Raw genomic sequence first — 23,239 nt, 5'->3', positions numbered from 1 at the left:
TATCAGTTATCAGTTATCAGATGTGAGTTTTTAGTTTACTGTTTACTGTTTACTTAAAAAGCTCCCCACACCCCACACCCCACACCCCACACCCTGCCCCCACCGAAAAACTTTTTGCCGCAAACCCTATTTATTTTCTTCGGGTACAACTAATTTAGCGATGTAGGCCATGAGGCGATCGAGTAAGAAACCAACAATACCCACATAAATCAGAGCGAGGATAATTTCACTGATCATGGAACTATTCCAAGCATCCCAGATAAAGAAGCCAATTCCCACGCCACCGATCAGCATTTCCGCCGCTACAATCGCCAACCAAGATAAACCGATACCGATTCTTAATCCCGTGAAAACGTAGGGAACGGTGGCGGGAAAAAGAATATTGAAAAAGTATTCAACTTTGGATAATTTTAGCACTCTAGAGACGTTTTTATAGTCTTGGGGAACCTGTTGTACTCCCACGGCTGTGTTAATAATAATTGGCCAAATTGCTGTAATAAAAATTACAAATATGGCACTAGGTTCGTTATTACGAAAAGCCGCGAGGGAGATGGGTAGCCAAGCTAGGGGGGGAACGGTACGCAGGATTTGGAAAATTGGATCGATCGCATCATAAATTAGGGCGCTACTACCGATTAAAATTCCCACGGCGATGCCGACAATAGCGGCAAGGGTAAAACCGACAGCCACCCGTTGTAAACTGGCGAAAATTTGCCAGAATAACCCCACATCCGTGCCACCATTATTGAAGAAGGGATTAATAATTAATTCCCAGGTATCGCTAACCACTTTGGTGGGACTAGGGAGGGGGGCATCGGGACTAAAACAGATTATTTGCCAGAGGAGGAGGAAAATTAATAAAGCAATCGCCGAAGTTGCTAGTTTGGATAATTTTTTTTTCAGGTCTTTTACCCATTTTGTACCTTGAGAACGACGAGAAATAGAAACAGCCATAATCAGTTATCAGTTATCAGTTATCAGTTATCAGTTATCAGTGGTTGAGTGGTTCAGTTATCAGTTATTGATTACCAGTTATCAGAAAATCATCTTTAACTGTTGACGGGTTACTGATCACTGAACACTGATTTAAACCTTTTTAATCTTGAGAGATTTCAGGTAAGCGGTGGGATTTTCGGGATCAAATTTCACGCCATCAAAGAAAGTTTCCACACCGCGAGAGGTAGAGGTGGGAATTTGATCAGCCGGAACATTGAGGGCTGTGGCGGCTTCTCTCCAGATATCTTCCCGGTTAACCTTATCAACTAAAGCTTTGATGTCCGTATCGGCGGGAATATAGCCCCAACGGATGTCTTCAGTCACAAACCAAGTATCATGACTCTTGTAGGGATAGGAAGCGTTATCAGCCCAGAATTTCATGGCTACGGGGCTATTTTCGATTTTGCGACCATCACCGAAATCGATATTACCTTGCATTCTGCCCAAGATATCGGCGGGGTCAATTTTCAGCCATTCCCGTCCTGAAATAATCTCGCACATTTCCTTAACATTAGCGGGATCGTTGCACCATTGCTGCGCTTCCAGAACAGCCATAGTTAAAGCTTTTGCCGCTTTGGGATTTTTATCCACCCAATCGGCGCGTAAAGCGAAAGCTTTTTCGGGGTGATCCTTCCACAGTTCCCCAGTAATCAAGGCCGAATAACCGAGTTTTTTGTTAACTAATTGGGCGTTCCAAGGTTCCCCCACACAGAAAGCTTGCATCGTGCCGACTTTCATGTTAGCCACCATTTGTGCCGGAGGAACAACAATTAGGGATAGATCTTTATTCGGATCGATGCCGCTGGCGGCTAACCAATAGCGCATCCAGAGATCGTGAGTACCACCGGGGAAAGTGACGGCGGCTTTAACTTCTTTGCCGGCAGATTTAGCTTTAGCGAAGGATTCTTTCAGTACACCGCTATCGAGGGCAACTTTTAGATCCATGTATTCGTTAGCCACAGAAATCGCTTGACCGTTGGTATTCAAACGCGCCAGAATATACATTGGTACGGGCTGTTTGGTGATTTTGCCCAAGGTCATTAGGTAGGGCATGGGGGATAAAATATGCGCCCCATCGATACCGTTACCCGCCGAACCGAGTTCGAGGTTATCGCGGGTTGCAGCCCAAGAAGCTTGTTTCATCACTTGCACATCGGGCATCCCGTGTTTAGCGAATAAACCTTTTTCTTTGGCGATAATTAAAGGTGCCGAGTCAGTGAGAGCAATAAAACCTAGTTTGGCGGTGGTGACTTCGGGAGTTTCTCCACCGGCAGCGGGGGAAGCAGCAGGACTGCCGGCCGGGGAGGGACTGGTCGCGGTATTATTGGGAGTGGCGCAACCGTGGAGAATTGCTGTTCCTACGGCAGTTGCCCCGGCAGTGAAGATAAATCTACGTCTAGAAAGTTTACTCATGGACTAAAAAATCGTGATTAGAAACTAAACAAAGGTGATGAAACGGTGAAAAATTCTCATTATTTCCCCTAACTGACTGCGGTGATAACCGAGAAAATTTCTTGAAAGTAACTGTTGATTCAGTAAGGAGGCTTTGACTATTTTTATCTCTCGATCGCTTTTGCTTCTCCATCTGGGGAGATTTAGCAGTAGTTTTTGTCTAAGAGATTTTTTCTAGAAGCATAACAGTTTTGAGGAGTGGATAGATAGATAGGGGCGGTTTTTGGTCATCTGGGCTAGAAAGATCAGTTTATTTTAGGGTTATCACCGAAGTAATTAACTTAAATTTACAGTCTTCAACGGGAAAGATAGTATAGATTGTTACAAAATATTGTCAGCCATGTAATAAAAGCATAAAAATTTGTCTGAAACGCATGGTAGGGCGATGGGGTTTTTTTAGCTATCTTGAATCAGTTATCATACTAAATCCAGTTATTAAAGACTGATTATCTATTCCTCCTCTTGCCGCTTGCCTCTTGCCTCTTGCCTATCCTGATAAGTAGCCTATACTCAACGGATTTAGTATCAGATTTGAGTTTGCCCTTGACTGATTACCGGTTAATGTTTACCGATAACTGAAAAATCGCCGCAAGTATTAGCGACGAGACTAGCTTGAGACAATCTCTGTTATGCGTTGGCACTTGCCAAGGGCAAAAGCATATTATGATCGATGTTTCCCCTTGATTAGATGCTTAGGGATATCGTCAATAGTGGGAGTTATAGTTACTAATTCTGTACGCAAATATTGCATCTAGAATTAGCTTTGTACGCTTTGACCCGTACTGGGTTAACTACGAACCTCTCTATCGGATTCCCGCTAAAGGCGGCCTCTCCGACTACCTTTCTTCCAATATTTAAGGAACCATTAATATCTGCTCCATAGAAATAACCCGACGAGCTTCTGAATAGTCCTCTTTTAATTCTCTTGCCTAAATAGCTTTTTTGCTTTTGAATAGACTCTAAGTCTAAGAAACTACATTTAGAGGTATAGCTTTCATTAGTTGTTTTGACCTCTATTCCTACTAAATTTGCTTTATAGGTAAGTTGTTCGATCAACCTTGAATGAGGAATATTTACGAATGACTGGTTATTTCTATCTCCAATATTAATGTTTTGTTTCCAGCCTTGATTATGACCAATAACTAAAAGGTTAATTTGATGAGCTAGTAATTTATCAATAATATATTTACTAGCGGTGTGGAGGTAATAATCCACCTGGCAATTACGCTTTAAAGTTAAACCTTGTATTCTTTTACTGGTCTTCTGTAGACTGGGTAATTCCGATTTGAGTTTAGCTAGTGTCTTGTTGTACTTTTGATTGCAGGATTTTAAGGCTTTTCCACATACTAAAGTTGGCTGAAATTCGGGAATATTAGAGGTAACAGCAGCTAGGTTATTTAAGCCTAAATCGATAAAAGCATATCTTTCTCCCTCTTGACTTGATGAGGATGGTTGTTCATAGACAATCTCTAAACAATAAGCACCCAATTTAGGAATAATCCTGACCTCTAAAACTTCCTTTAAATTAGTTTTAAATTCTAAATTAGTCCCTGATAGCTTGATTAAACCTTGCTTCAACGCTTTTTTAGAAATGGCTTGATAGTTATAAGTTAAAACGTTTCTACCTTTTTCCTTGTCTTTGTATCTTGGCAACTTAGGCTCTCCTGTAAATTTATCTGGCGATTTTTTGTATTGTTCTTTCGCTTTTTGGTAGGATTTAAAGGTTTTTTCTACTTGCTTTAATACTAACTGACTTACTTTGGCGGGTAAGGCTTGATAATCTGGACTCATTTTTAAGGCATGATGTAACTCAGTCATTGTTAAAAATGGTTGATGTGAAAAGAAAACTTGACGGTTTAAATAAACAGCACAATTATACAGATTCTTCGATAAAAATCCTAATTTATCAATTACTGAATAATTTTTGTGATTAAATTTAATTAGATGTTTTTGAACTAATTTCATCATTCTCCTCAAGGCATTTAATTAAACATTCTCTCTTTCTATTTCGTCGTCTTAATGAGTATAATCGAGCGCAAAATGAGGTAATTATGCTCACGAAGTCTTCCATTAAATCGTCTTTTCTTTCTTCTGCTAGATTAACGACCTCTAGATCTCTATTTGTTTGAGTTAAAAGAACTTTCAGATAATTAAACCCTACTCTGCTTAAACGATCTTTATGTTCTACGACAATCAAATTATAATCAGTTTGTTCTAGAAGTTTTAATAATAGCTTTCGATGATCATTGACTCCACTTCCTACTTCTTTAACTACTCGAACAATTTGATAGCCTTTCGCAATACAATAAGCTTCCAATCTTTTTGCCTGAGTCTCTAAGTTAGATTGATTTTCTGAACTAGAAACTCGCGCATAAATAGCTACTTTATTTTCACCGCAAGAACGGTCATCTTCAAAAATAATAATTGTTCCTGTAGGAAGACGTTCTCCTTGTAACTGCCCTCGATTCCACATTCTCCAAGCAGTGTCATAACTGATCCCTTTTTTCTTAGCATAATCTGATAGTTTCATGTGAACTGCAATGTAAACTTGCACTAACCATATTAGCAGTTGTTTGCAGTCATTTGCATATACTTTTTACAAAACTTTACAATACTAAATCTGGTTATTAAAAACTGATTATTTATTCTCCGTTTTGCCTGAGTGCCTCTTGCATGAGTGCCTCTCTTGATATGTAGCCGATACTCAACGGATTGAGTATTAGAACGGTTTCATGACTTTGATTGTTGACGATATTTGCTCTGTCTTTGGGATGACTTTTGCTGGTCTTCTGCCGAGATTGACAGAAGAGAGGTAAAATCGACTCTGTGGGGATGCTTTAATCGGCATCTCTGCTTTTTAACAGGGAAAGATTTAACCGCCCCGACAATCGATGGCTCTTCTAGGTTCTGTGTGATAAGTTTAATTGACATAGGATCGATCGATCTTTGTGTCCTTTGTGTCTTTGTGGTTCGTTCCACCCCCTCGCTCTTGAGAAATGTATCTTAGAATACATTTTACCCACCAAAGCTGGGAGAGCCAATCGATCGAGTGTTAAACCTAAGCCGCTAAACTGAAAATAGCTGCTTGTCCTTGGCTCTCATTGCCCAGATTGTAAAATAATGCAAATTTATCTTGACTATAGTGCCACTACCCCCACTCATCCCCAAGTAATCGAGCGGGTTGCCACTATTCTCCAGCATCATTGGGGCAATCCCTCCAGTTTACACACTTGGGGCCAGGATACGGCGACAGTCATCGAAATGGCCAGAGAACAGGTAGCAGGGTTAATTAATGCCAATCCAGACCAGATTATCTTCACTTCTGGCGGCACGGAAGCCGATAATTTAGCGATTATCGGGGTTGCTCAACAGTATAACCGCCCCCGTCATATAATTATTTCTAGTGTGGAACATTCGGCGATCGCTGAACCCTGTAAACAATTAGAGCAGCAAGGTTGGCAAATTACTCGTCTTCCCGTCAATCGTCAAGGTAGGGTTAATCCTTTAGACTTAAAAGCCGCAATTCAAAGCGATACGGTCTTAATTTCCATTATTTACGGACAAAGTGAGGTGGGAACCCTACAACCGATTGAAGAATTGGGCAGCATTGCCAGAGAAAGGGGAGTGCTTTTTCACACCGATGCGGTGCAGGTGGCGGCAAGATGCGATATTGATGTGCGGAAACTGCCCGTAGATTTATTATCTCTTTCTAGCCATAAAATTTATGGAATGCAAGGATCGGGAGCTTTATACATCAGAGCCGGCGTCGATATTTTACCATTACTGCGGGGCGGTGGCCAGGAAAAAGGTCTGCGATCGGGAACCCCAGCCGTACCAGTGATCGCATCTTTCGGTTTAGCGGCTGAATTAGCCCAAAAAGACTTAATTAGCGAAAAAATGCGTTTAATCGCCCTGCGAGATCGATTATTTGACCTCTTAGCCGATTATCCTTATCTGCTGCCCACGGGGGACCGATTCTATCGTTTACCCCACCACGTCAGCTTTATTGTCCGTCCCGACGATGACAGTCGAATCACGGGAAAACAGCTAGTTCGTCAGCTTAATTTAGCAGGAATCGGCATTAGTTCCGGATCCGCCTGTCATAGTGGCAAACTTTCCCCCAGTCCAATTTTAAAAGCTATGGGCTACAGCGATCAAGAGGCACTAGCGGGAATTCGTTTAACCCTGGGAAGGGACACCAGCGCCGCCGATATCGATTGGACGGCTCTAGTATTAAAACAAGTGATCGATCGCTGTTTATCTGCCTTAATTGTTAGCAAGAGTTAGTTTATCCCTCAAATTGTCCTTCGATCAAGATAATTTCGCCAAAATCGGGAATCCATGCCACCCAACGGCCCTGATCCTGTTCACAGAGTAGTAGCGCTTCATCAAAGCTGTATGGAGAGGGGAGCATTCTGAGTTGTACCCATGTGTTTGCTTGGGGGCGAGTAACAACGGCAGTAGTGCGAGATTGTAGTAAAGACATACACAGATCACCCTGATAATTCTGTATCTAAATTTACAAAAAAACCGATGACTGTGGGTAACTTTGTTTGAAATCTTTACATCTTTACCAGAGAATTGCTATAATTAATTTTTGAGAGGGCAAAAATGAGAAAAACAAGCATAAAATTGCATAAAATCACTAAATAGAGCATTTAATTGATTAATGCTCATTCTTAATTCTCCTGACTACTGACTACTGGCTCCTGACTCCTCACCTAAAGGAAGATTTTTGATTTTTGCAAGAGGTCTATTTATTCGGCCAATCCTAGTTATGATCGTTACTGGTACATGATAGTTGATAACTGGTAATGGTAAGTTCTTTCCCTCGCACCTATAAAATCGCCGTCATCGGTGACATTCACGACCAATGGGAAATAGAAGATAATTTAGCTCTAGAAGCTTTACAAGTGGATTTAGCCCTATTTGTGGGGGATTTTGGCAATGAATCCCTAGAAATTGTCGGTCGGATTGCCAGTTTGTCCTTACCAAAAGCCGTTATTCTCGGTAATCATGACGCTTGGTATAGTGCCACCCCCTGGGGACGAAAGCAATGTCCCTACGATCGCGATAAAGAAGATCGTGTCACCGCTCAGTTAGAATTATTAGGGGTTGCTCATGTGGGTTACTCAAAACTAGACCTACCCAGTTTAGAGCTTTCGATTGTTGGGGGTCGTCCCTTTACTTGGGGAGGTTCCGAGTGGAAAAATGGAGAATTTTTTCAAGAACGCTATAATATCAGCAGTTTTGCCGAATCTACTGCCAAAATTATCGCTAATATTCAAGATACTGCCTATAATAACCTGATTTTTTTAGGTCACAATGGTCCGGCCGGACTGGGAAAGGAAGCGGAAGCTATCTGTGGTCGCGATTGGCAACCCTTGGGAGGGGACCACGGGGATCCGGATTTAGCAGCGGCCATCGAACAAGCACAGCTATTAGGAAAACAGGTTCCTCTCGTCAGTTTCGGTCATATGCACCACCGTCTCCGTCATACTACTTCCCGTTTACGCAATCCCGTGGTCACTTCCGAGATGGGAACTGTTTATCTGAATGCTGCCAGTGTCCCTCGCATTCTCCACTCCGATACGGGTAAATCTCGCAATTTTTCCCTAGTCACTCTTGAAGAAGGTCTAGTCACAGAAGCATCTTTAATCTGGTTGAACGATAATTTTGAGATTATCAGTAATAGAAAACTTTATCACTCCGGGTCATCAATCGATCGCCTATCTCCCCAATCTTGTTATTCTTAAGTTTTGAAAATAGACCTTTTCTTAATCTTATGCGGTACAACCACTAATATCAGTTATCAGATGTCAGGTTTCAGTTAACTGTTTACTGATAACTGAAAAAAAGCTCCCCAATTCATAATTTATAATTCATAATTTATAATTCATAATTTATAATTCATAATTTATAATTCATAATTCATAATTCCCTATAGATAGTTAAGTTTTTGAGCGAGTAGAGGTAAAGCAAGAGCGATAGCAACACTAACAATCATACCGATAAAAGCTTTCAAGGCATCCCCGAAAACCAGTTTACCTGTGGCGGCTAAATTAGGGGTTTCTCTGGTTAAAGTCAGAGAAATTTCTCGACCTCCTAATAAACCTAAAAATACCCAAGTGGTACTCATGGGAATATGATTATAGCCAACAAAAAACAGTAAAATTAAGCCATAAATTAAGTTAATAATTGTTGCAGAACGCGGATCATGGGCGTTAGTTTTGCTAGTGACAATTTTCTCGATTTGACCCCCATAATTAATAAAAATGATGGTTTGCAGGAGTAGCATAACTGTTAGAGATAAAACTAACCATGTTGCCGCTAACTTTCTGGGAAGATAGGCGAAAATATTAGCGAAATCTTGTATTAACCATTGACTCCAGAGAAACCCGGTGGATAACCACTGTAAAACTACCCAGATTTTTTCAGGTTCTTTATTAACTGTTTCTAGGAAAAAGTTTTCTAATCGATAAATAATTCGATAGATGACTAACCCCACTATAACAGCAAGAGCATAACCCCAAGCGGATTTAATTAACATTTCATCTAGAGATTGGGGAGCAAAAACTGTTAAAACCAAAAAGGTTGTACTCACGGGTATTCCCCAAGTGGTGAGAATTAAAATTGCCAGGGGAGGAACGATATAAATCCAAGTAAAATTTTCCGGGAAGGGAATCATTTCTAGTCGATTATAGGCCACATCTCCCTGATTAATGTACCAACCAGCGATAAAAATCGAAGCTAAGATTATGCTGGAATACAGCCATAAAATCCACCAGGGACGTTCTTCATTGGCACTTAAAAAAGTACCTAAAGTTTGTAGGGAATCGTTAGCAACGATTGCATAAGCTGATAGAATAAAGCCAGCAATCATAAAAAAATTACTCATAGACAGTGGGAATTATAAATTATGAATTATGAATTATGAATTATGAATTGTCAATTATGAATTATGAATTATGAATTATGAATTGGGGAGAATAAATAAAAATAATCTCCTGACAACTGGCTCCCTATTAATATAACTGCTATAACTCCTTAATTTTGCTTTAAAAAATCCCTCGCTAGATAGAAAGCAGCTAAACTACCAGAGACAGTAATTTCTTGGGGATTAATTTCCTGTAAAGGTCGAAGAATAACTTCAATTTCCTCGGTAACATCTAACTTTTGTTGACTGGTGGGAGTAGCATTAAGAGCCAAAAAAATATGAATTCTGTTAGTATCTTTAACAGGATTATCATACAAAACAGCTAGAGGGATTAGAGAATCACTTTGATAACCAGTTTCCTCCTCGAATTCTCGACGCGCTGCCGCAGTAATATTATCTTCACCCGCATCTACTGCTCCGGCAGGAAATTCCAATAAAATTTCCTTAACCCCGTGACGATATTGACGAACAAAAACTAATTGATTATCCCCAGTAACTGGAACAACTAACACAATTTCAGGACGAATATTAACAAAATAATCATCGATAACTTGTCCAGAGGATAACTTCACCGCATCTTGACGGAGTTGACACCAACGATTATGAAAAACTAGCTCAGATTTAATAATTTGCCATTTTTTTAAATTAGTCATCGACAATCCTGTTATAATTGCAGTGAAATTACTAAACTCTTTCTCAGATAATTATAGCTATCTAGGGACTATTTCTGATAAGATCTAATTTTATACTCCCATCTCCCATGTCGTTAATTCAATGGTATCCCGGTCATATTGCCAAAGCGGAAAGAAAACTCAAGGAACATCTTAAACTCGTGGATGTGGTTCTAGAAGTGCGCGATGCTCGCATTCCCTTGGCTTCCCATCATCCCCAGGTGGACGATTGGATTGGCAATAAACCGCGCTTATTAATCTTAAATCGTCTCGATATGATTCCCGAATCTGCCCAGCAACAATGGGTAACATGGTTTAAAAGTCAAGGAGAAACCGTCTATTTTACTAACGCTAAACAGGGAGAAAGAGTTAAAGCAATTATCAAAGCGGCGGAAAAAATTGGCGATGCAATTAACCAAAAACGCCAACTAAGAGGAATGTTACCCCGTCCAGTGCGCGCCGTGGTGATTGGGTTTCCCAATGTGGGTAAATCTGCCCTAATTAACCGCTTATTAGGGCGAAAAGTCGTTGCCAGCGCCCGCAGGGCCGGAGTAACGCGACAATTACAATGGGTAAGAATTTCCGACACCTTAGAATTATTAGACGCGCCGGGGGTGATCCCTTCCCGTTTAGATAATCAAAAGGATGCGGTGAAATTAGCTATCTGTGAGGATATTGGGGATGCTGGTTATGATAACCAAAGGATAGGGGCGGCTTTTGTCGATTTATTAGTAGAATTAAACTATGAAGGACTTTTACAATCTCGTTATGGGTTGAATACCCTAGACATGACCGGGGAGGATTTTATCGAAAAATTGGCCAATCTCAAATATCAAGAAGATAAAGAAAGGGCAGCCATGCAGTTACTCAATGATTTTCGGAAGGGAATAATCGGGGCTATCCCCTTAGAATTGCCCCCTTCCTCTTGAAATAGCCTGTTTTTAACTCAATTAGGTCAATAGTCGCCGCTAATAGACCGGTTAATTCCCGAATTGGTCAAAATTACCGCCTGTTAGTCCACTGAGTTTCAGATAAGATTAAAGAAATCGGTAAAGTTGCGAGGATCGATCGAACTGTGAAGGAAGATAGGGAATAAACGACAGAGATAACAAAGACTATGGGCAAACCGACTGGCTTTATCGAATTCCTGCGTGAACTTCCTTCCGAACTTACCCCCCTCGATCGCCTTCATAATTGGGATGAGTTTCATCTTCCCATGCCAGAAGATAAACTCCGCAATCAGGCCGCCCGTTGTATGGATTGTGGTACACCATTTTGTCACACGGGAACCCTAATTAGTGGCATGGCCAGTGGTTGCCCGATTAATAACCTGATTCCCGAATGGAATGATTTAATCTATCGAGGATTGTGGCGAGAAGCCCTCGATCGCCTCCATAAAACCAATAATTTCCCCGAATTTACCGGTAGAGTCTGCCCCGCCCCCTGTGAGGGTTCCTGTGTTCTCGGTATTCATAATCCCCCCGTTACGATCAAAAATATTGAATGTTCGATTATTGACAAAGGCTGGGAATCTGGGTGGATTACTGCCAATCCCCCCGCCATCCGTACCGGCAAAAAAGTGGCCGTGATCGGTTCTGGACCTGCTGGATTAGCAGCCGCCGACCAGTTAAATAAAGCCGGTCACTGGGTGACAGTTTATGAACGGGCCGATCGCCCCGGCGGCCTGTTGATGTACGGCATCCCCAACATGAAGTTAGATAAGGAAGAAGTGGTTCTGCGTCGTCTCCAGATGCTGGAACAGGAAGGGGTAAAAATGGTCTGTAACACGGAAGTGGGCAAGGATATCAGCAGCCAAGACCTATTAAACGAATACGATGCCGTGGTTATCTGTACCGGGGCCACCAAACCCCGGGATTTAAACATCGAAGGTCGCCAATTAAAGGGCATTCACTTCGCCATGGAGTTTCTCACCGCTAATACAAAGGCACTACTAGACGGACAGCCGGGGGAGGATTTTATCTCGGCCGCGGGTAAAGACGTGGTAATTATCGGTGGTGGTGACACGGGAACCGACTGTGTGGGGACTTCCCTGCGTCATAACTGCCGTAGCGTCACTCAATTAGAGATTATGCCGCAACCGCCCCGGGAACGGGCCGCCGATAATCCCTGGCCCGAATGGCCGAAAATCTACCGTCTGGACTATGGACAAGAGGAAGCGGCCGCACGTTTTGGCGATGACCCCCGGGTTTATACCACCACAGCGACTAAATTCGAGGGGGATAGCGAGGGCAACGTGACGGGGATTCACACGGTACAGGTGGAATGGCAACGCAACGAAAAAGGGCAGTTTATCCCCCAACCGGTGGCAGGAACAGAAAAAGTCATCCCGACGCAGTTAGTTCTATTGGCCATGGGATTTTTGGGACCAGAACAGCCTTTACTCGATGATTTAGGCTTAGAAAAGGATGCCCGCAGCAATATCAAGGCCGAACACGGTCAATTTGCCACTAGCTTACCGAAAGTCTTTGCAGCGGGGGATTGTCGTCGTGGTCAAAGTTTGGTGGTTTGGGCGATTAATGAAGGCCGCGGGGCTGCCAGGGAATGCGATCGCTTTTTGATGGGGGCGACGGATTTACCTTAAACCAGTAGTTAGGGTTTGCGGCAAAAAGTTTTTTGTGGGGGCAGGGTGTGGGGTGTGGGGTGTGGGGTGTAGGGTTTTACCTAATTTTCAGGGAAAAAGTCCCTGAATTTTCCCCCCAATCCCCGCAATGGCTGGCACTTTTTGAGGGGAAAAAAGTCTAAAAGTCTTATTCAACAAGGTTTTTAGATTTATTCAGCCAACCCTAACTAACATAAGAGAAGAGGAGGAGGAGGGAGGAAACAATTGTCCCTATTGCCTATTTAGACAATTGCTCCCTGTTTAAACTGTTGCCGCCGATGAATCAAGCACCACCTGTTCATTGGTGGGTAACTCCAGACAATAACCCGCACCGTAAACGGTTTTAATATAGCGAGGATGACGGGGATCCGGTTCTAGTTTCGTTCTCAGATGGCGAATATGAACCCGAATAGTCTCGATATCGTCATCGGGATCGTATCCCCAGACTTCCTTGAGAATATCACTGGGGGAAACGGTTTGACCGTGACGTTGGAGAAGACAGTGGAGTAACTCGAATTCTAGATGGGTTAACTTGACCACACCTTCAAACCAGACCGCCTCAAAACGTTCGGGAACCAGGGTTAAAGGTCCAAAACTGAGTATTTCTGAGTGTTTAGCGGCTTGGGGAATGCGATCGGTGCGTCTGAGCAGGGCGCGCACCCTAGCTAACATTTCCTCCACCTCGAAAGGTTTGGTCAGGTAATCATCGGCACCGGCGTTAAAACCTTCCACTTTATCTTGGGTTTGTCCCAAGGCTGTGAGCATCAAAATCGGGATGTCTGCTGTGCGTTCATCTCGTCGCAAACGCTGACAGACGGTAAAACCATCGACTTTGGGCAACATTAAATCCAGCATGATTAAATCGGGTTGTAACTGGACGGCCAAGGCCTGGCCTTTAATCCCGTCCTCTGCGGGATTAACGTCATAACCCGCCATCTCCAAGTTGATGGAGACTAATTCCGCGATTGCAGGATCATCATCGATTACAAGTATTCGGGGCATTACCAGAGTGTTATGACTAAGGGTTTGGGTAGGGGGTTGCTAAATGTGTTCTCGCTGACATCGCAACTATGGCTTTGTCTCTCAAGGGGTTGAGTTTGGCGAAACATAAAGAATCCTGTACTGATTATAAGCATGATTGCTAAATTCGGTTTTAATTTGTGAAATTTTGCTGATATAAGTCTCCTGAATGTTAAGAATTTCTAAGAAGTGTGAAGAATGTTGGGCGAGAATTGATATTGGTGCTAAATTATGCGCTCTCTCGCCCCAAGCTCACCTAGGCAGCCGTTTTTCACTAATCTTTACAATTGCGCCATCTGGCTCGATAGCGGTTTCAAGCGGCGGCAAAGTCCTTCTAGACCTAACTTTTCCCCCTCAGCTCCCCTGGCGGCACTGTAAAAATTCTTAATAAAATTACCGTTCGATTCAGTTTAATCTACCAAAATAGGCGGTTTTAGTAAGCATCTGTAACGAACCCGATCCATTCCACTCATCCAAACAGGTGATCATAATATGAGCGTTAATTTATCAACTCAACTGCGGGAAGGCACGAAAAAATCCCACACCATGGCAGAAAACGTCGGTTTTGTCAAGTGTTTTCTCAAGGGGGTGGTAGAAAAAACTTCCTATCGCAAACTGGTGGCTAACCTCTACTTCGTCTATTCGGCCATGGAGGAGGAGATGGAAAAACTTCGTAGTCATCCCGTCGTTTCTAAAATCTGTTTTACCGAACTCAATCGCAAAAATGCGCTAGAACAGGATTTATATTTTTATTATGGTCCAAATTGGCGCAACGAGATCGCTTTATCTCCCGCAGGTCAGGCCTACGTTGACCGGATTCGGGAAATCGCCACAACAGAACCCGAATTATTAGTCGCTCATTCCTATACCCGTTATCTCGGCGATCTGTCCGGGGGGCAAATCTTGAAAAAAATCGCCGAAAAAGCGATGAATCTGGAAACTGGTGGCACAGCTTTCTATGATTTTAAAGATATTCCCGACGAAAAAGCCTATAAAAACCACTATCGTCAAACCCTCGACGAGTTACCAGTAGATCAAGCCATGGCTGATCGCATTGTCACCGAAGCTAACGCCGCTTTTGGCATGAACATGAAAATGTTCCAAGAGTTGGAAGGTAATCTGATCAAAGCGATCGGAATTATGCTCTTTAATACTCTCACCCGTCGTCGCGGCACCGGCAGCACCGAAACCGGATTGGCCACCGCCGAATAGTAGTCAAGAAAACCTAAAAAAAACGGAAATTCTGGAATTGGGGTAATGGTTAGCCTTGACATCCTCGCCGCCCTAAAAGTGCGGCGATTCCTAAACCTCACGATTTAAGTTTCTGCTTCCACCACCGTCGCATACCACAGTTAAAAAACCATGTACTGTCTTACACAGAGTCCACAGACTTTCGCCCCATTTCAGAAGCCCGATTCCGTGTGTCCCACGGTACGTTGACCGCCTATAGCTTCTTGTACTTGTTGCGCGCGACTTTTTACCCGGCCAAGCTTTTCTGGTCGGAACCCCCTAAGCCGAGTTTTCAAGGTGCTGCGCCGTCCACTTGGTTTTCGAGACTGGCCTTTTAATTCTAACGTAAAGCCAACCTAGAACGGCGGGGTTTCAGACCCAAAATTTCCGATGATTATTATCTGAATTTCGGAGTTATCCGTTATATTTTGGCTTTTTATTCAGGAGATAGGAGTCAGGGTGATAGGGTTTTGGGGTGATAGGGATTTAGGGGTTTAGGGAAATTTCATCCAAATGCTCCACTACCCCACTACCCCACTTCCCCACTTCCCCACTTCCCCACTTCCCCACCTCCCCAATTCATAATTCATAATTCCCACACCCCACTTCCCCACTTCCCCACCTCCCCAATTCATAATTCATAATTCATAATTCATAATTCCCACACCCCACTTCCCCACTTCCCCGATGATCGCGAAAAAACTTCATCAAGAGGGGAACAACTTCCAGTAAGATGAAAAATGGTCAGTGAAAAAGCTAACCGAAATTTATTGTCGGAAATGGCAACACCGCCCCATTTCCCCAGACCCTAGAGGCTAGAGTCAGGTAAACCAGCGGATAAAAATTGACATCCATGAGTACAGAAATTTTCGATCGAGTTAAAAAAATTGTTGTGGAACAATTAGAAGTAGAGGATCTGGGTACAGTTACCCCCGAAGCAAGCTTTGCTAATGATCTGAAAGCTGATTCCCTTGATGTGGTCGAGTTAGTGATGGCTTTAGAGGAAGAATTTGATATTGAAATTCCCGACGACGCAGCCGAACAAATTGACACTGTAGGCAAAGCTGTCGATTATATTAGCGAGAAAGTAGGAGCAACCGCCTAGTTATTGCGGGAAAATTGACAATTAGAATTAAATATCTGGGGCAAAATCTGCCCTTATTTTTGAACAAACATGACAGAATTGCCATTAAAAAGGGTTGTCATAACGGGGATGGGTGCGATCACTCCCCTCGGCAATAATCTAGCAGACTATTGGACAGGCTTAATCAACGGCAAAAGTGGCATTGGTTTAATTACCCACTTTGATGCCTCCCGTCACGCTTGTCGCATTGCTGGGGAAGTGCGGGGTTTTGACCCCCACGACTATGTGGATCGCAAAGAGGCAAAGCGCATGGACCGTTTCGCTCAATTTGCCGTCGCCGCTAGTTTGCAAGCGCTGCAAGATTCTCGATTAGTTATCGACGCTCTCAATGCCGATGATATAGGCGTACTAATCGGTACGGGCGTAGGCGGCATCAAAGTGCTGGAGGATCAACAGGAAATTTACTTGACAAAAGGTCCGAGCCGGTGTAGTCCCTTCATGATCCCGATGATGATTGCCAATATGGCCGCTGGTTTAACCGCCATCCACACGGGGGCCAAAGGACCGAGTAACTGCACCGTGACCGCTTGCGCTGCCGGTTCCAACGCCATCGGCGATGCTTTTCGTCTAGTACAAAGGGGTTTAGCCAAAGGGATGATCTGCGGTGGGACGGAAGCCGCCGTTACCCCCCTAGGATTGGCCGGTTTTGCCTCCGCTAAGGCCCTGTCCACCCGCAACGATGACCCCACCCGGGCCAGTCGTCCCTTTGACAAGGATCGGGATGGTTTTGTTATGGGGGAAGGGGCAGGAATTTTGATTATAGAGGAATTAGAAACGGCCTTAGCCCGTGGGGCGCGGATTTACGCCGAAATGATCGGTTATGGTCTGACTTGCGATGCCTATCACATGACCGCACCGGTTCCAGATGGTCGTGGAGCCACCAGAGCGATCGAATTAGCGATCAAAGATGCCGGTTTGACTCCGGCGGCAATTAGCTATATCAACGCCCACGGAACCAGTACAGGGGCCAATGATCCCACGGAAACCAAGGCGATTAAAAAAGCTTTAGGAGAATCGGCCTACCAAATCCCCATCAGTTCCACCAAATCGATGACAGGCCACCTTTTAGGCGGTTCTGGCGGTATTGAAGCCGTGGCCACGGTCATGGCGATCGCTAATGATCGGATTCCCCCGACGCTCAATCTGGACAATCCTGACCCCGATTGTGATCTTGATTACGTCCCCTACGAAAGTCGTCAGCAGATAGTTAACGCTGCCCTCTCCAACTCCTTTGGATTTGGTGGCCATAACGTCACCTTAGCTTTTAGAAAATATGCTTGAGTCGATGCCCCTGAAAGAGTAATCTGTGAGTGGCTCCCTCTTTAACCTGGTCTTATTTTTGTAGTTCATTCTAAAAAACATTATGGTTGTCGCCTCCCAATCCCTCGAAGAACTTTGTATTAATGCGGTGCGTTTTTTAGCGGTGGATGCCGTAGAAAAAGCTAAATCCGGACACCCCGGACTGCCCATGGGAGCCGCTCCCATGGCCTTTGTTCTCTGGGATCAATTCCTGCGTTTTAACCCGAAAAACCCCCAATGGGTCAATCGCGATCGTTTTGTTCTCTCCGCCGGTCACGGTTGTATGCTGCAGTACGCTTTGATGTACCTGACCGGATACGATAGCGTTCCCCTAGAGGAAATTAAACAATTCCGGCAGTGGAAATCGAAAACCCCCGGCCACCCCGAAAATTTCGTCACGGAAGGGGTGGAAGTGACCACCGGTCCCCTGGGTCAAGGGATTGCCAATGGTGTGGGTTTGGCCCTAGCAGAAGCCCATTTAGCAGCCCGTTTCAACAAACCGGATGCCAAAATTATCGACCATTACACCTATGTCATTTTGGGTGATGGTTGCAATATGGAGGGAATTTCCGGGGAAGCTTGTTCTTTAGCCGGTCACTGGGGTTTAGGCAAGTTAATCGCTCTCTACGATGATAACCATATCTCGATCGATGGTTCCACCGATATCGCTTTCACCGAAGACGTGAGCAAGCGTTTTGAAGCCTACGGTTGGCACGTTCAGCACGTCGAGAATGGTAACACCGATTTAGATGCCATTGCCAATGCGATCGCTGCTGCCAAAGCTGTCACCGATAAACCCTCGATGATTAAAATCACCACCACTATCGGTTATGGTTCCCCCAATAAGTCTAATACCGCCGATGTTCACGGGGCAGCTTTAGGAGCAACGGAAATCGAGTTAACCCGGAAAGCATTAGGTTGGGAATACGAGCCGTTTGTGGTTCCCGATGAGGTGTTAAATCGTTTCCGGCAAGCAGTGGACAAGGGAGCGACGGCAGAAACGGACTGGAATAAGTTATTTAACGAATATCAGGCCAAATATCCCGCAGAAGCGGCTTTATTTGAACAGTTAACCACCGGTCAACTGCCGGAAGGTTGGGAGCAAGCTTTACCGGTTTATAAACCCGAAGATAAGGCGCTGGCTAGTCGTAAACACTCGGAAATCTGCTTAAATGCCCTTGCGGGGGTTTTACCCGGTTTAATCGGTGGTTCGGCGGATTTAACCCACTCTAACTACACGGAATTAGAGCATTTTGGTAATTTCCAAAAAGGCAGTTATCAGGAGCGTAACGTCCATTTTGGCGTAAGGGAACACGCGATGGGGGCGATTTGTAACGGTATTGCTCTCCATAACACGGGATTGATTCCCTACGGGGCGACTTTCCTGATTTTCACCGACTATATGCGGAATTCTATCCGTTTATCGGCCTTGTCAGAAACTCGCGTCATCTGGGTAATGACTCACGATTCCATTGCCCTAGGGGAAGATGGACCGACTCACCAACCCGTGGAACACGTTGCTTCTCTGCGCGCTATTCCTAACCTCTTAGTCATGCGTCCGGGAGATGGTACGGAAACTTCCGGTGCTTATAAAGTAGCGGTGAGCGAAAAGAAACGCCCGACTTTATTGGCTCTCTCCCGTCAAAATCTGCCCAATTTAGCGGGAACTTCCCTCGAGGGTGTGGCTAAAGGTGCTTATGTTATCACCGATTGTGAAGGTACTCCCGATGTCATTCTCATCGGTACGGGTGGCGAGTTGTATCTCTGCGATAAAGCGGCTGCGGTGTTGAAAGAAGCAGGAATTAAAGCTCGCGTCGTTTCTATGCCCTGTTGGGAGCTATTCGAGGAACAATCGGCAGAATACAAAGAATCGGTACTGCCGAAAGCAGTGAAAAAACGTCTCGCGGTGGAAGCCGGTTCAACCATGGGTTGGCATCGCTACATCACCGATGAGGGGGATGTGTTGGGGGTTGATACCTTCGGCGCTTCTGCTCCGGGGGGTGTGATTCTAGAGAAGTTCGGTTTTACCGTGGATAACGTGGTAGCGAAGGCAAAAGCGTTGTTAGGTTAATTAAACTTTGATTTTGTGGAAAAAGCCCGCGCAAGCGGGTTTTTTTGTGGTTATAGGTCAACCTAGTTTAGGCTTTAGGGTTAGTTCATGTAAAAATGTAAAGTAGGAAGCTTTAGTAGTTAGCCAAAACCTTTACACTTGAGATAATTATCACGATTCCTAGAGCCATGACTAAAGGGGAAAGCCCTATATCGAAGGAAACAATCAAGAGCCTAACACTAGATATAGAAGGCTCACTGTTGTCTTTTGATAAATTTATCAAGGCTCAAGAACAATTAGCAATACTACTCCATGAAGTAGATAAAACCCTTGCTAACAAAAATCGCCCCCTGATAAATTGGAGAATCTCTCAAATTCATAGTGGCAGCATTCATCTTACTTTAGAAGGAATGCCTCAAGATCAGATTACACCTAGTCAAATTTCTGAAGTTATTAAGACTGTAGAAAGGGGAATAGTAACAATTTTAGAACATCCGATTCGCCCTAAGTATTTTTCTGATCGAGCTTTAGAAAGTGCGCGATCATTAGCAATATTGAAAGAAAGAGATGAGTTTATGGTGCAATTGGGCTTTGATTCGAGGTGTATCGACTTGAATCAAGCTTTGATTGCTAATGTTGATGAAATTATCGGGGGAAAATATCAAAGTTTTGGTACTGTAGAAGGTGTGCTTAAAGCTATTGATGTAAGTCGTCAACCTATTTTTAGAGTTTACAATTTATTGACTAATAAGGGTGTTAAATGTTACTTTGAACCAAATTTACTTGATAATATCAAAGAATATCTAGAAAAAAGAGTCTCTGTATCGGGGATAGTTACCTCTAGAGAAGATGGGGAAAAAATCGGTATTAAAGTTGAGTCAATTAATCTTTTTCCTCAGGAAAAAGATTTACCTAGCATTGAGGAAATGATCGGAATTTTGGGAGGAAGTAATTGATTCGTCCAACAAAAAAGCTACACTACTGGGATTCTTGTGTTTTTTTAGCTTTCCTGAAAAATGAAAAGGATAAAATTAATGATTGTATTTCTGTTCTCAAAGCAGCTGAAAATGGTCAGGTAATAATTGTGACTTCTGCTCTTACTTTTATTGAAGTGGTGAAATTAGAAAAAGGACAGCCAAAATTACCTAAAGAAAGTGAGGAAAAAATCAGAGATTTTTTCCGACATGAGTGGATTTATATTTATGATGTGGACAGAAAAGTTGGCGAACTAGCCAGAGAATTGATGTGGCAATATCAGGCACTAAAACCTCAAGATGCCACTCATGTGGCGACTTCAATTAAAGCCAGAGTGGATGTTTTAGATACTTTTGATGACTACTTGCTGAAACTCTCTGGAGAAATCGGTGATCCTCCTTTAATAATTAGAAAACCTTTTTTTGAAGTTCAACTTGATCTTTTTTAAAAAAATACCCATTCTCGCGCAGGAAAATTACAAATCGAATTACCGAACACAAAAGGTCTAAATTGATAGGAATACCTTCAACAAGCATCAATATTCACAAAGATCAATATATTGAAACAGATTTTGATTTAGTGATTACATCTCTTGCCAATGCTTTTTTTTAGACCAATTTAGAAACGGGACTATTTGTTGGGAAGCCCACACCAAAAGAGCAAATATTTTTAAGCAAAATTAATATTAATAATCAAGAAGAAGCCCTTTTAAAAATGTACGTTGCCAGAAGTAAAGATTTAACAGCAAATCAAACCAATCATATCAATTGTTCTCGCCAGAAATGCCACGATAACAACTGTAATTTCATCCCTAATTATCCCAAAATTTTCTTTGATGTTAATACGGCTGAACCTCTACAACCATGGCTCCCGATCGAAAAAATAGAGGATTTACTTGATTAAAATTAGGAATCAAGATACATCGAATAAACTTAATTGTAGAGGTGTAAATCTTGCAGGTTTCTGAAGATCATAATTAGCAATAAATACCTCCTTGCCCTTGCGTTTTTCACTCTGATAACCATGTTCTAATTTTAAACCATTTTTTTGATTATCAGTTCGATTAATAGTGTAATTCCATTCATTATCGGCTCTTCGGGAATTGTTATGCAAATAATTAACTTAAAATAAAATTCGATGAGAGTACTTAATCTCAAAAGTAGCTGAAATCCATACGGGGAAGGACTTAAGGCACAAACAGGTTAATGCCAAAAGATAGACAATTGAGTTAAGATTTGATATAATAGCCAAAAACCAGAGTATTTTAATTATGATACTTGACAAATTTTTGAACCTAAAAGGAACCTCTATTCAAGGCTATCGACATCTAGAAAATATCGGTATAGTCTTCCGAATTGAATCGAAAAATCAAAAAGTAATCTGTCCTCGTTGTGGGTTAGAGAGCGATAAACTACACCAAAATCATCGACATTTAGTCAAAGATTTACCAATCTCAGGACAACCAGTGTACCTACAAGTTAATCGTCGTCAATTTAAGTGCGATAATTGTCGAAAACCCTTTAGTGAAGAGTTAGATTTTGTCGCCAGTAAACGAACCTATACGAAAAGACTAGCCGAGAATATACTCGAACAATTAAAAGAAGGAGATATTTTAAATATTAGTCGAAGAAATGACGTAACGGAAGAAGAGATTCAAAGAATTCTAGAGGACATTGCCGAAGAAATTACAGAGCCAGACCTATCGGAATTAAAAAGACTAGGAATTGATGAAATCGCTCTAGTCAAAGGGCAAAAAAATTACTGTGCGGTTTTAGTAAATTTAGATACGGGAAAACTAATAGCTATTCTAGAGAAGCGAACACAAGAGGAGTTGAGAAAAACGCTTACAGGCTGGGGAAAAGAGGTGTTAGAGCAAATTGAAGAAGTAAGCATAGATCTTTGGTTGTCCTATAAAAATCTGGTAAAAGAATTGATGCCGTCGGCCGAGGTAGTCGCTGATAGATTCCATGTAATGAAACAAATTAATCAAGAGTTAGACGAACAGAGAAGAGCGGAAAAAAGAGCCGTAGAAGCGCGGAAAAATAAAAAACAGAAAGCGAAAAAAGAAGCAAAGCTAGAAGTTTTAAAGCGAAGTAAATATAGCCTGTTAAAAAATGAAGAAGATTTAACGGAACCCCAAAAAATTAAACTAGAAGCTATCAAAGAAAATTGGCCAAATTTGAAAAAGATGCAGGAAGTAAAGGAAGAATTCAGAAAGATTTATGAAACCTCAGAGAATCCGACAGAAGGACTGCTATCTATCTCGGAATGGTTGGCAAAATCCTCCAGTGTTTTTACCAAGAGTTGTCAAACAATCCGAAACTGGTTTGGAGAAATCATTAGTTATTTCGAGCGAAGAACAACGAATGGGGTAGTCGAGGGAATCAACAATAAACTTAAACTAATAAAACGGCGAGGCTATGGCTTTAGAAACTTTCGGAATTTTTGGGTTAGAAGTATGTTATCTTGGCATCTTGTCTGTTGATTTAGCATAAATAGTAACGAAGAGCCTACAACAAATCTATAGCTCTATTATCGCCTACCTAATTTTACAATTAATTGATATTGCGGAAGATTTTGAAAAAAGCTTATTAGATAAACTTCGCTATTTACAGAGTTTTATATGTCAACATATCAGCTATGTACACTGGTTTAGGAAAATTGTCTATTCAATTTGAAAAATGGCGTTTTGGGGTTGTTATGTTCTTAAATGTAAAGTTTTGTACGAGATTCAACGTTTCTGATTAAGACAGTATTGCAGGGTAAGCGCATCTTAACAATCCTTGACAAAATGAACTTTATGTAAGTTGCTTACCCAGAGAGCGATTCAGGCATATTTGAGGAG

20 protein-coding genes are annotated in these 23,239 nt (G+C 42.6%); 12 read left to right on the top strand and 8 right to left on the bottom strand.

The annotated features are described in order from the left end of the window. Positions 1-126: 126 nt before the first annotated feature. The 4 genes from ntrB to B5D77_RS17275 form a co-directional block, all read right to left on the bottom strand. A complete protein-coding gene (gene ntrB / locus B5D77_RS17290) occupies positions 127-954 on the bottom strand; it encodes a nitrate ABC transporter permease (RefSeq protein WP_106909288.1) in 828 nt (275 codons plus the stop codon). Between the two features lie 132 nt (positions 955-1,086). After that, positions 1,087-2,409, bottom strand: coding sequence for a CmpA/NrtA family ABC transporter substrate-binding protein (locus B5D77_RS17285; RefSeq protein ID WP_008203233.1), 1,323 nt, complete (start codon positions 2,407-2,409; stop codon positions 1,087-1,089). A 765-nt stretch (positions 2,410-3,174) separates the two neighbouring features. After that, a complete protein-coding gene (locus B5D77_RS17280) occupies positions 3,175-4,413 on the bottom strand; it encodes an RNA-guided endonuclease TnpB family protein (RefSeq protein ID WP_046662537.1) in 1,239 nt (412 codons plus the stop codon). Then, positions 4,385-4,978, bottom strand: coding sequence for an IS607 family transposase (locus B5D77_RS17275; RefSeq protein WP_106909287.1), 594 nt, complete (start codon positions 4,976-4,978; stop codon positions 4,385-4,387). The genes B5D77_RS17280 and B5D77_RS17275 overlap by 29 nt, the downstream gene beginning before the upstream one ends. Before the next feature lie 590 nt (positions 4,979-5,568). Between B5D77_RS17275 and B5D77_RS17270 the strand changes: the two genes are divergently transcribed. Next, the gene (locus tag B5D77_RS17270) at positions 5,569-6,735 is read left to right on the top strand and encodes a cysteine desulfurase family protein (protein ID WP_008203224.1); all 1,167 of its coding nucleotides are present in this window, start codon (positions 5,569-5,571) and stop codon (positions 6,733-6,735) included. A gap of 1 nt (position 6,736) precedes the next feature. Here B5D77_RS17270 and B5D77_RS17265 read toward each other — a convergent pair whose 3' ends face one another. Next, positions 6,737-6,934 (bottom strand): hypothetical protein, encoded by a 198-nt coding sequence (locus B5D77_RS17265; RefSeq protein ID WP_106909286.1) that lies wholly within the window; start codon positions 6,932-6,934, stop codon positions 6,737-6,739. A gap of 328 nt (positions 6,935-7,262) precedes the next feature. Between B5D77_RS17265 and B5D77_RS17260 the strand changes: the two genes are divergently transcribed. Continuing rightward, the gene (locus B5D77_RS17260) at positions 7,263-8,204 is read left to right on the top strand and encodes a TIGR04168 family protein (RefSeq protein ID WP_106909285.1); all 942 of its coding nucleotides are present in this window, start codon (positions 7,263-7,265) and stop codon (positions 8,202-8,204) included. Positions 8,205-8,389: 185 nt separating this feature from the next. Here the strand turns inward: B5D77_RS17260 and B5D77_RS17255 are convergent, their stop codons facing one another. Together B5D77_RS17255 and B5D77_RS17250 are read right to left on the bottom strand one after the other, a co-directional pair. Then, on the bottom strand, positions 8,390-9,331 hold the full coding sequence (locus B5D77_RS17255) for a hypothetical protein (protein WP_008203218.1): 942 nt from the start codon (positions 9,329-9,331) through the stop codon (positions 8,390-8,392). A 164-nt stretch (positions 9,332-9,495) separates the two neighbouring features. Then, complete coding sequence (locus B5D77_RS17250) at positions 9,496-10,038, bottom strand: NUDIX hydrolase (RefSeq protein WP_106909284.1); 543 nt, start codon at positions 10,036-10,038, stop codon at positions 9,496-9,498. Between the two features lie 107 nt (positions 10,039-10,145). Between B5D77_RS17250 and ylqF the strand changes: the two genes are divergently transcribed. Beyond that, on the top strand, positions 10,146-10,985 hold the full coding sequence (gene ylqF, locus B5D77_RS17245; RefSeq protein WP_008203214.1) for a ribosome biogenesis GTPase YlqF: 840 nt from the start codon (positions 10,146-10,148) through the stop codon (positions 10,983-10,985). Positions 10,986-11,173: 188 nt separating this feature from the next. Further along, entirely contained in the window at positions 11,174-12,658 is a 1,485-nt protein-coding gene (locus B5D77_RS17240; protein WP_002731974.1) for a glutamate synthase subunit beta, read from the top strand. Between the two features lie 279 nt (positions 12,659-12,937). On the opposite strand, the gene B5D77_RS17235 is transcribed toward B5D77_RS17240, so the two are convergent. Continuing rightward, complete coding sequence (locus B5D77_RS17235) at positions 12,938-13,678, bottom strand: response regulator transcription factor (RefSeq protein ID WP_008203211.1); 741 nt, start codon at positions 13,676-13,678, stop codon at positions 12,938-12,940. A 510-nt stretch (positions 13,679-14,188) separates the two neighbouring features. Between B5D77_RS17235 and B5D77_RS17230 the strand changes: the two genes are divergently transcribed. The 8 genes from B5D77_RS17230 (at position 14,189) to B5D77_RS17190 (ending at position 22,879) form a co-directional block, all read left to right on the top strand. After that, positions 14,189-14,908 carry a heme oxygenase (biliverdin-producing) gene (locus B5D77_RS17230; protein WP_008203209.1) on the top strand — a complete coding sequence of 240 codons (720 nt, stop codon included), beginning with the start codon at positions 14,189-14,191 and terminating at the stop codon, positions 14,906-14,908. A gap of 871 nt (positions 14,909-15,779) precedes the next feature. Beyond that, positions 15,780-16,031, top strand: coding sequence for an acyl carrier protein (locus B5D77_RS17225; RefSeq protein ID WP_008203202.1), 252 nt, complete (start codon positions 15,780-15,782; stop codon positions 16,029-16,031). Between the two features lie 69 nt (positions 16,032-16,100). Further along, positions 16,101-17,351 carry a beta-ketoacyl-ACP synthase II gene (fabF, locus tag B5D77_RS17220; protein WP_008203201.1) on the top strand — a complete coding sequence of 417 codons (1,251 nt, stop codon included), beginning with the start codon at positions 16,101-16,103 and terminating at the stop codon, positions 17,349-17,351. 82 nt (positions 17,352-17,433) lie between these two features. Then, positions 17,434-19,440, top strand: a complete 2,007-nt coding sequence (gene tkt, locus B5D77_RS17215; protein ID WP_106909283.1) for a transketolase — start codon at positions 17,434-17,436, stop codon at positions 19,438-19,440. A gap of 167 nt (positions 19,441-19,607) precedes the next feature. Continuing rightward, positions 19,608-20,375, top strand: a complete 768-nt coding sequence (locus B5D77_RS17210) for a hypothetical protein (RefSeq protein WP_106909282.1) — start codon at positions 19,608-19,610, stop codon at positions 20,373-20,375. Beyond that, the gene (locus B5D77_RS17205; protein ID WP_106909281.1) at positions 20,372-20,842 is read left to right on the top strand and encodes a PIN domain-containing protein; all 471 of its coding nucleotides are present in this window, start codon (positions 20,372-20,374) and stop codon (positions 20,840-20,842) included. The genes B5D77_RS17210 and B5D77_RS17205 overlap by 4 nt, the downstream gene beginning before the upstream one ends. A 266-nt stretch (positions 20,843-21,108) precedes the next feature. Next, positions 21,109-21,297 carry a hypothetical protein gene (locus tag B5D77_RS27345; protein ID WP_254052978.1) on the top strand — a complete coding sequence of 63 codons (189 nt, stop codon included), beginning with the start codon at positions 21,109-21,111 and terminating at the stop codon, positions 21,295-21,297. A gap of 367 nt (positions 21,298-21,664) precedes the next feature. Further along, entirely contained in the window at positions 21,665-22,879 is a 1,215-nt protein-coding gene (locus B5D77_RS17190) for an ISL3 family transposase (protein ID WP_106909280.1), read from the top strand. Positions 22,880-23,239: the final 360 nt, after the last annotated feature.

It is taken from the genome of Microcystis sp. MC19 (genome assembly GCF_003019735.1).
Lineage (GTDB): Bacteria > Cyanobacteriota > Cyanobacteriia > Cyanobacteriales > Microcystaceae > Microcystis.
Note: the sequence above shows the minus strand (reverse complement) of the source record. Positions and strands in the feature narration are given on the sequence as shown.

Excerpts from the sequence above, each read along its gene's own strand:
- B5D77_RS17210 (WP_106909282.1), top strand. The coding sequence starts at position 19,608 with ATGACTAAAGGGGAAAGCCCTATATCGAAGGAAACAATCAAGAGCCTA.
- ylqF (WP_008203214.1), top strand. The coding sequence starts at position 10,146 with ATGTCGTTAATTCAATGGTATCCCGGTCATATTGCCAAAGCGGAAAGA.
- ntrB (WP_106909288.1), bottom strand. The coding sequence starts at position 954 with ATGGCTGTTTCTATTTCTCGTCGTTCTCAAGGTACAAAATGGGTAAAA.
- B5D77_RS17250 (WP_106909284.1), bottom strand. The coding sequence starts at position 10,038 with ATGACTAATTTAAAAAAATGGCAAATTATTAAATCTGAGCTAGTTTTT.
- B5D77_RS17260 (WP_106909285.1), top strand. The coding sequence starts at position 7,263 with ATGGTAAGTTCTTTCCCTCGCACCTATAAAATCGCCGTCATCGGTGAC.
- B5D77_RS17225 (WP_008203202.1), top strand. The coding sequence starts at position 15,780 with ATGAGTACAGAAATTTTCGATCGAGTTAAAAAAATTGTTGTGGAACAA.
- fabF (WP_008203201.1), top strand. The coding sequence starts at position 16,101 with ATGACAGAATTGCCATTAAAAAGGGTTGTCATAACGGGGATGGGTGCG.
- B5D77_RS17275 (WP_106909287.1), bottom strand. The coding sequence starts at position 4,978 with ATGAAACTATCAGATTATGCTAAGAAAAAAGGGATCAGTTATGACACT.
- B5D77_RS17230 (WP_008203209.1), top strand. The coding sequence starts at position 14,189 with ATGAGCGTTAATTTATCAACTCAACTGCGGGAAGGCACGAAAAAATCC.
- tkt (WP_106909283.1), top strand. The coding sequence starts at position 17,434 with ATGGTTGTCGCCTCCCAATCCCTCGAAGAACTTTGTATTAATGCGGTG.
- B5D77_RS17190 (WP_106909280.1), top strand. The coding sequence starts at position 21,665 with ATGATACTTGACAAATTTTTGAACCTAAAAGGAACCTCTATTCAAGGC.
- B5D77_RS17265 (WP_106909286.1), bottom strand. The coding sequence starts at position 6,934 with ATGTCTTTACTACAATCTCGCACTACTGCCGTTGTTACTCGCCCCCAA.
- B5D77_RS17280 (WP_046662537.1), bottom strand. The coding sequence starts at position 4,413 with ATGAAATTAGTTCAAAAACATCTAATTAAATTTAATCACAAAAATTAT.
- B5D77_RS27345 (WP_254052978.1), top strand. The coding sequence starts at position 21,109 with ATGTACGTTGCCAGAAGTAAAGATTTAACAGCAAATCAAACCAATCAT.
- B5D77_RS17240 (WP_002731974.1), top strand. The coding sequence starts at position 11,174 with ATGGGCAAACCGACTGGCTTTATCGAATTCCTGCGTGAACTTCCTTCC.
- B5D77_RS17235 (WP_008203211.1), bottom strand. The coding sequence starts at position 13,678 with ATGCCCCGAATACTTGTAATCGATGATGATCCTGCAATCGCGGAATTA.
- B5D77_RS17285 (WP_008203233.1), bottom strand. The coding sequence starts at position 2,409 with ATGAGTAAACTTTCTAGACGTAGATTTATCTTCACTGCCGGGGCAACT.
- B5D77_RS17270 (WP_008203224.1), top strand. The coding sequence starts at position 5,569 with ATGCAAATTTATCTTGACTATAGTGCCACTACCCCCACTCATCCCCAA.
- B5D77_RS17255 (WP_008203218.1), bottom strand. The coding sequence starts at position 9,331 with ATGATTGCTGGCTTTATTCTATCAGCTTATGCAATCGTTGCTAACGAT.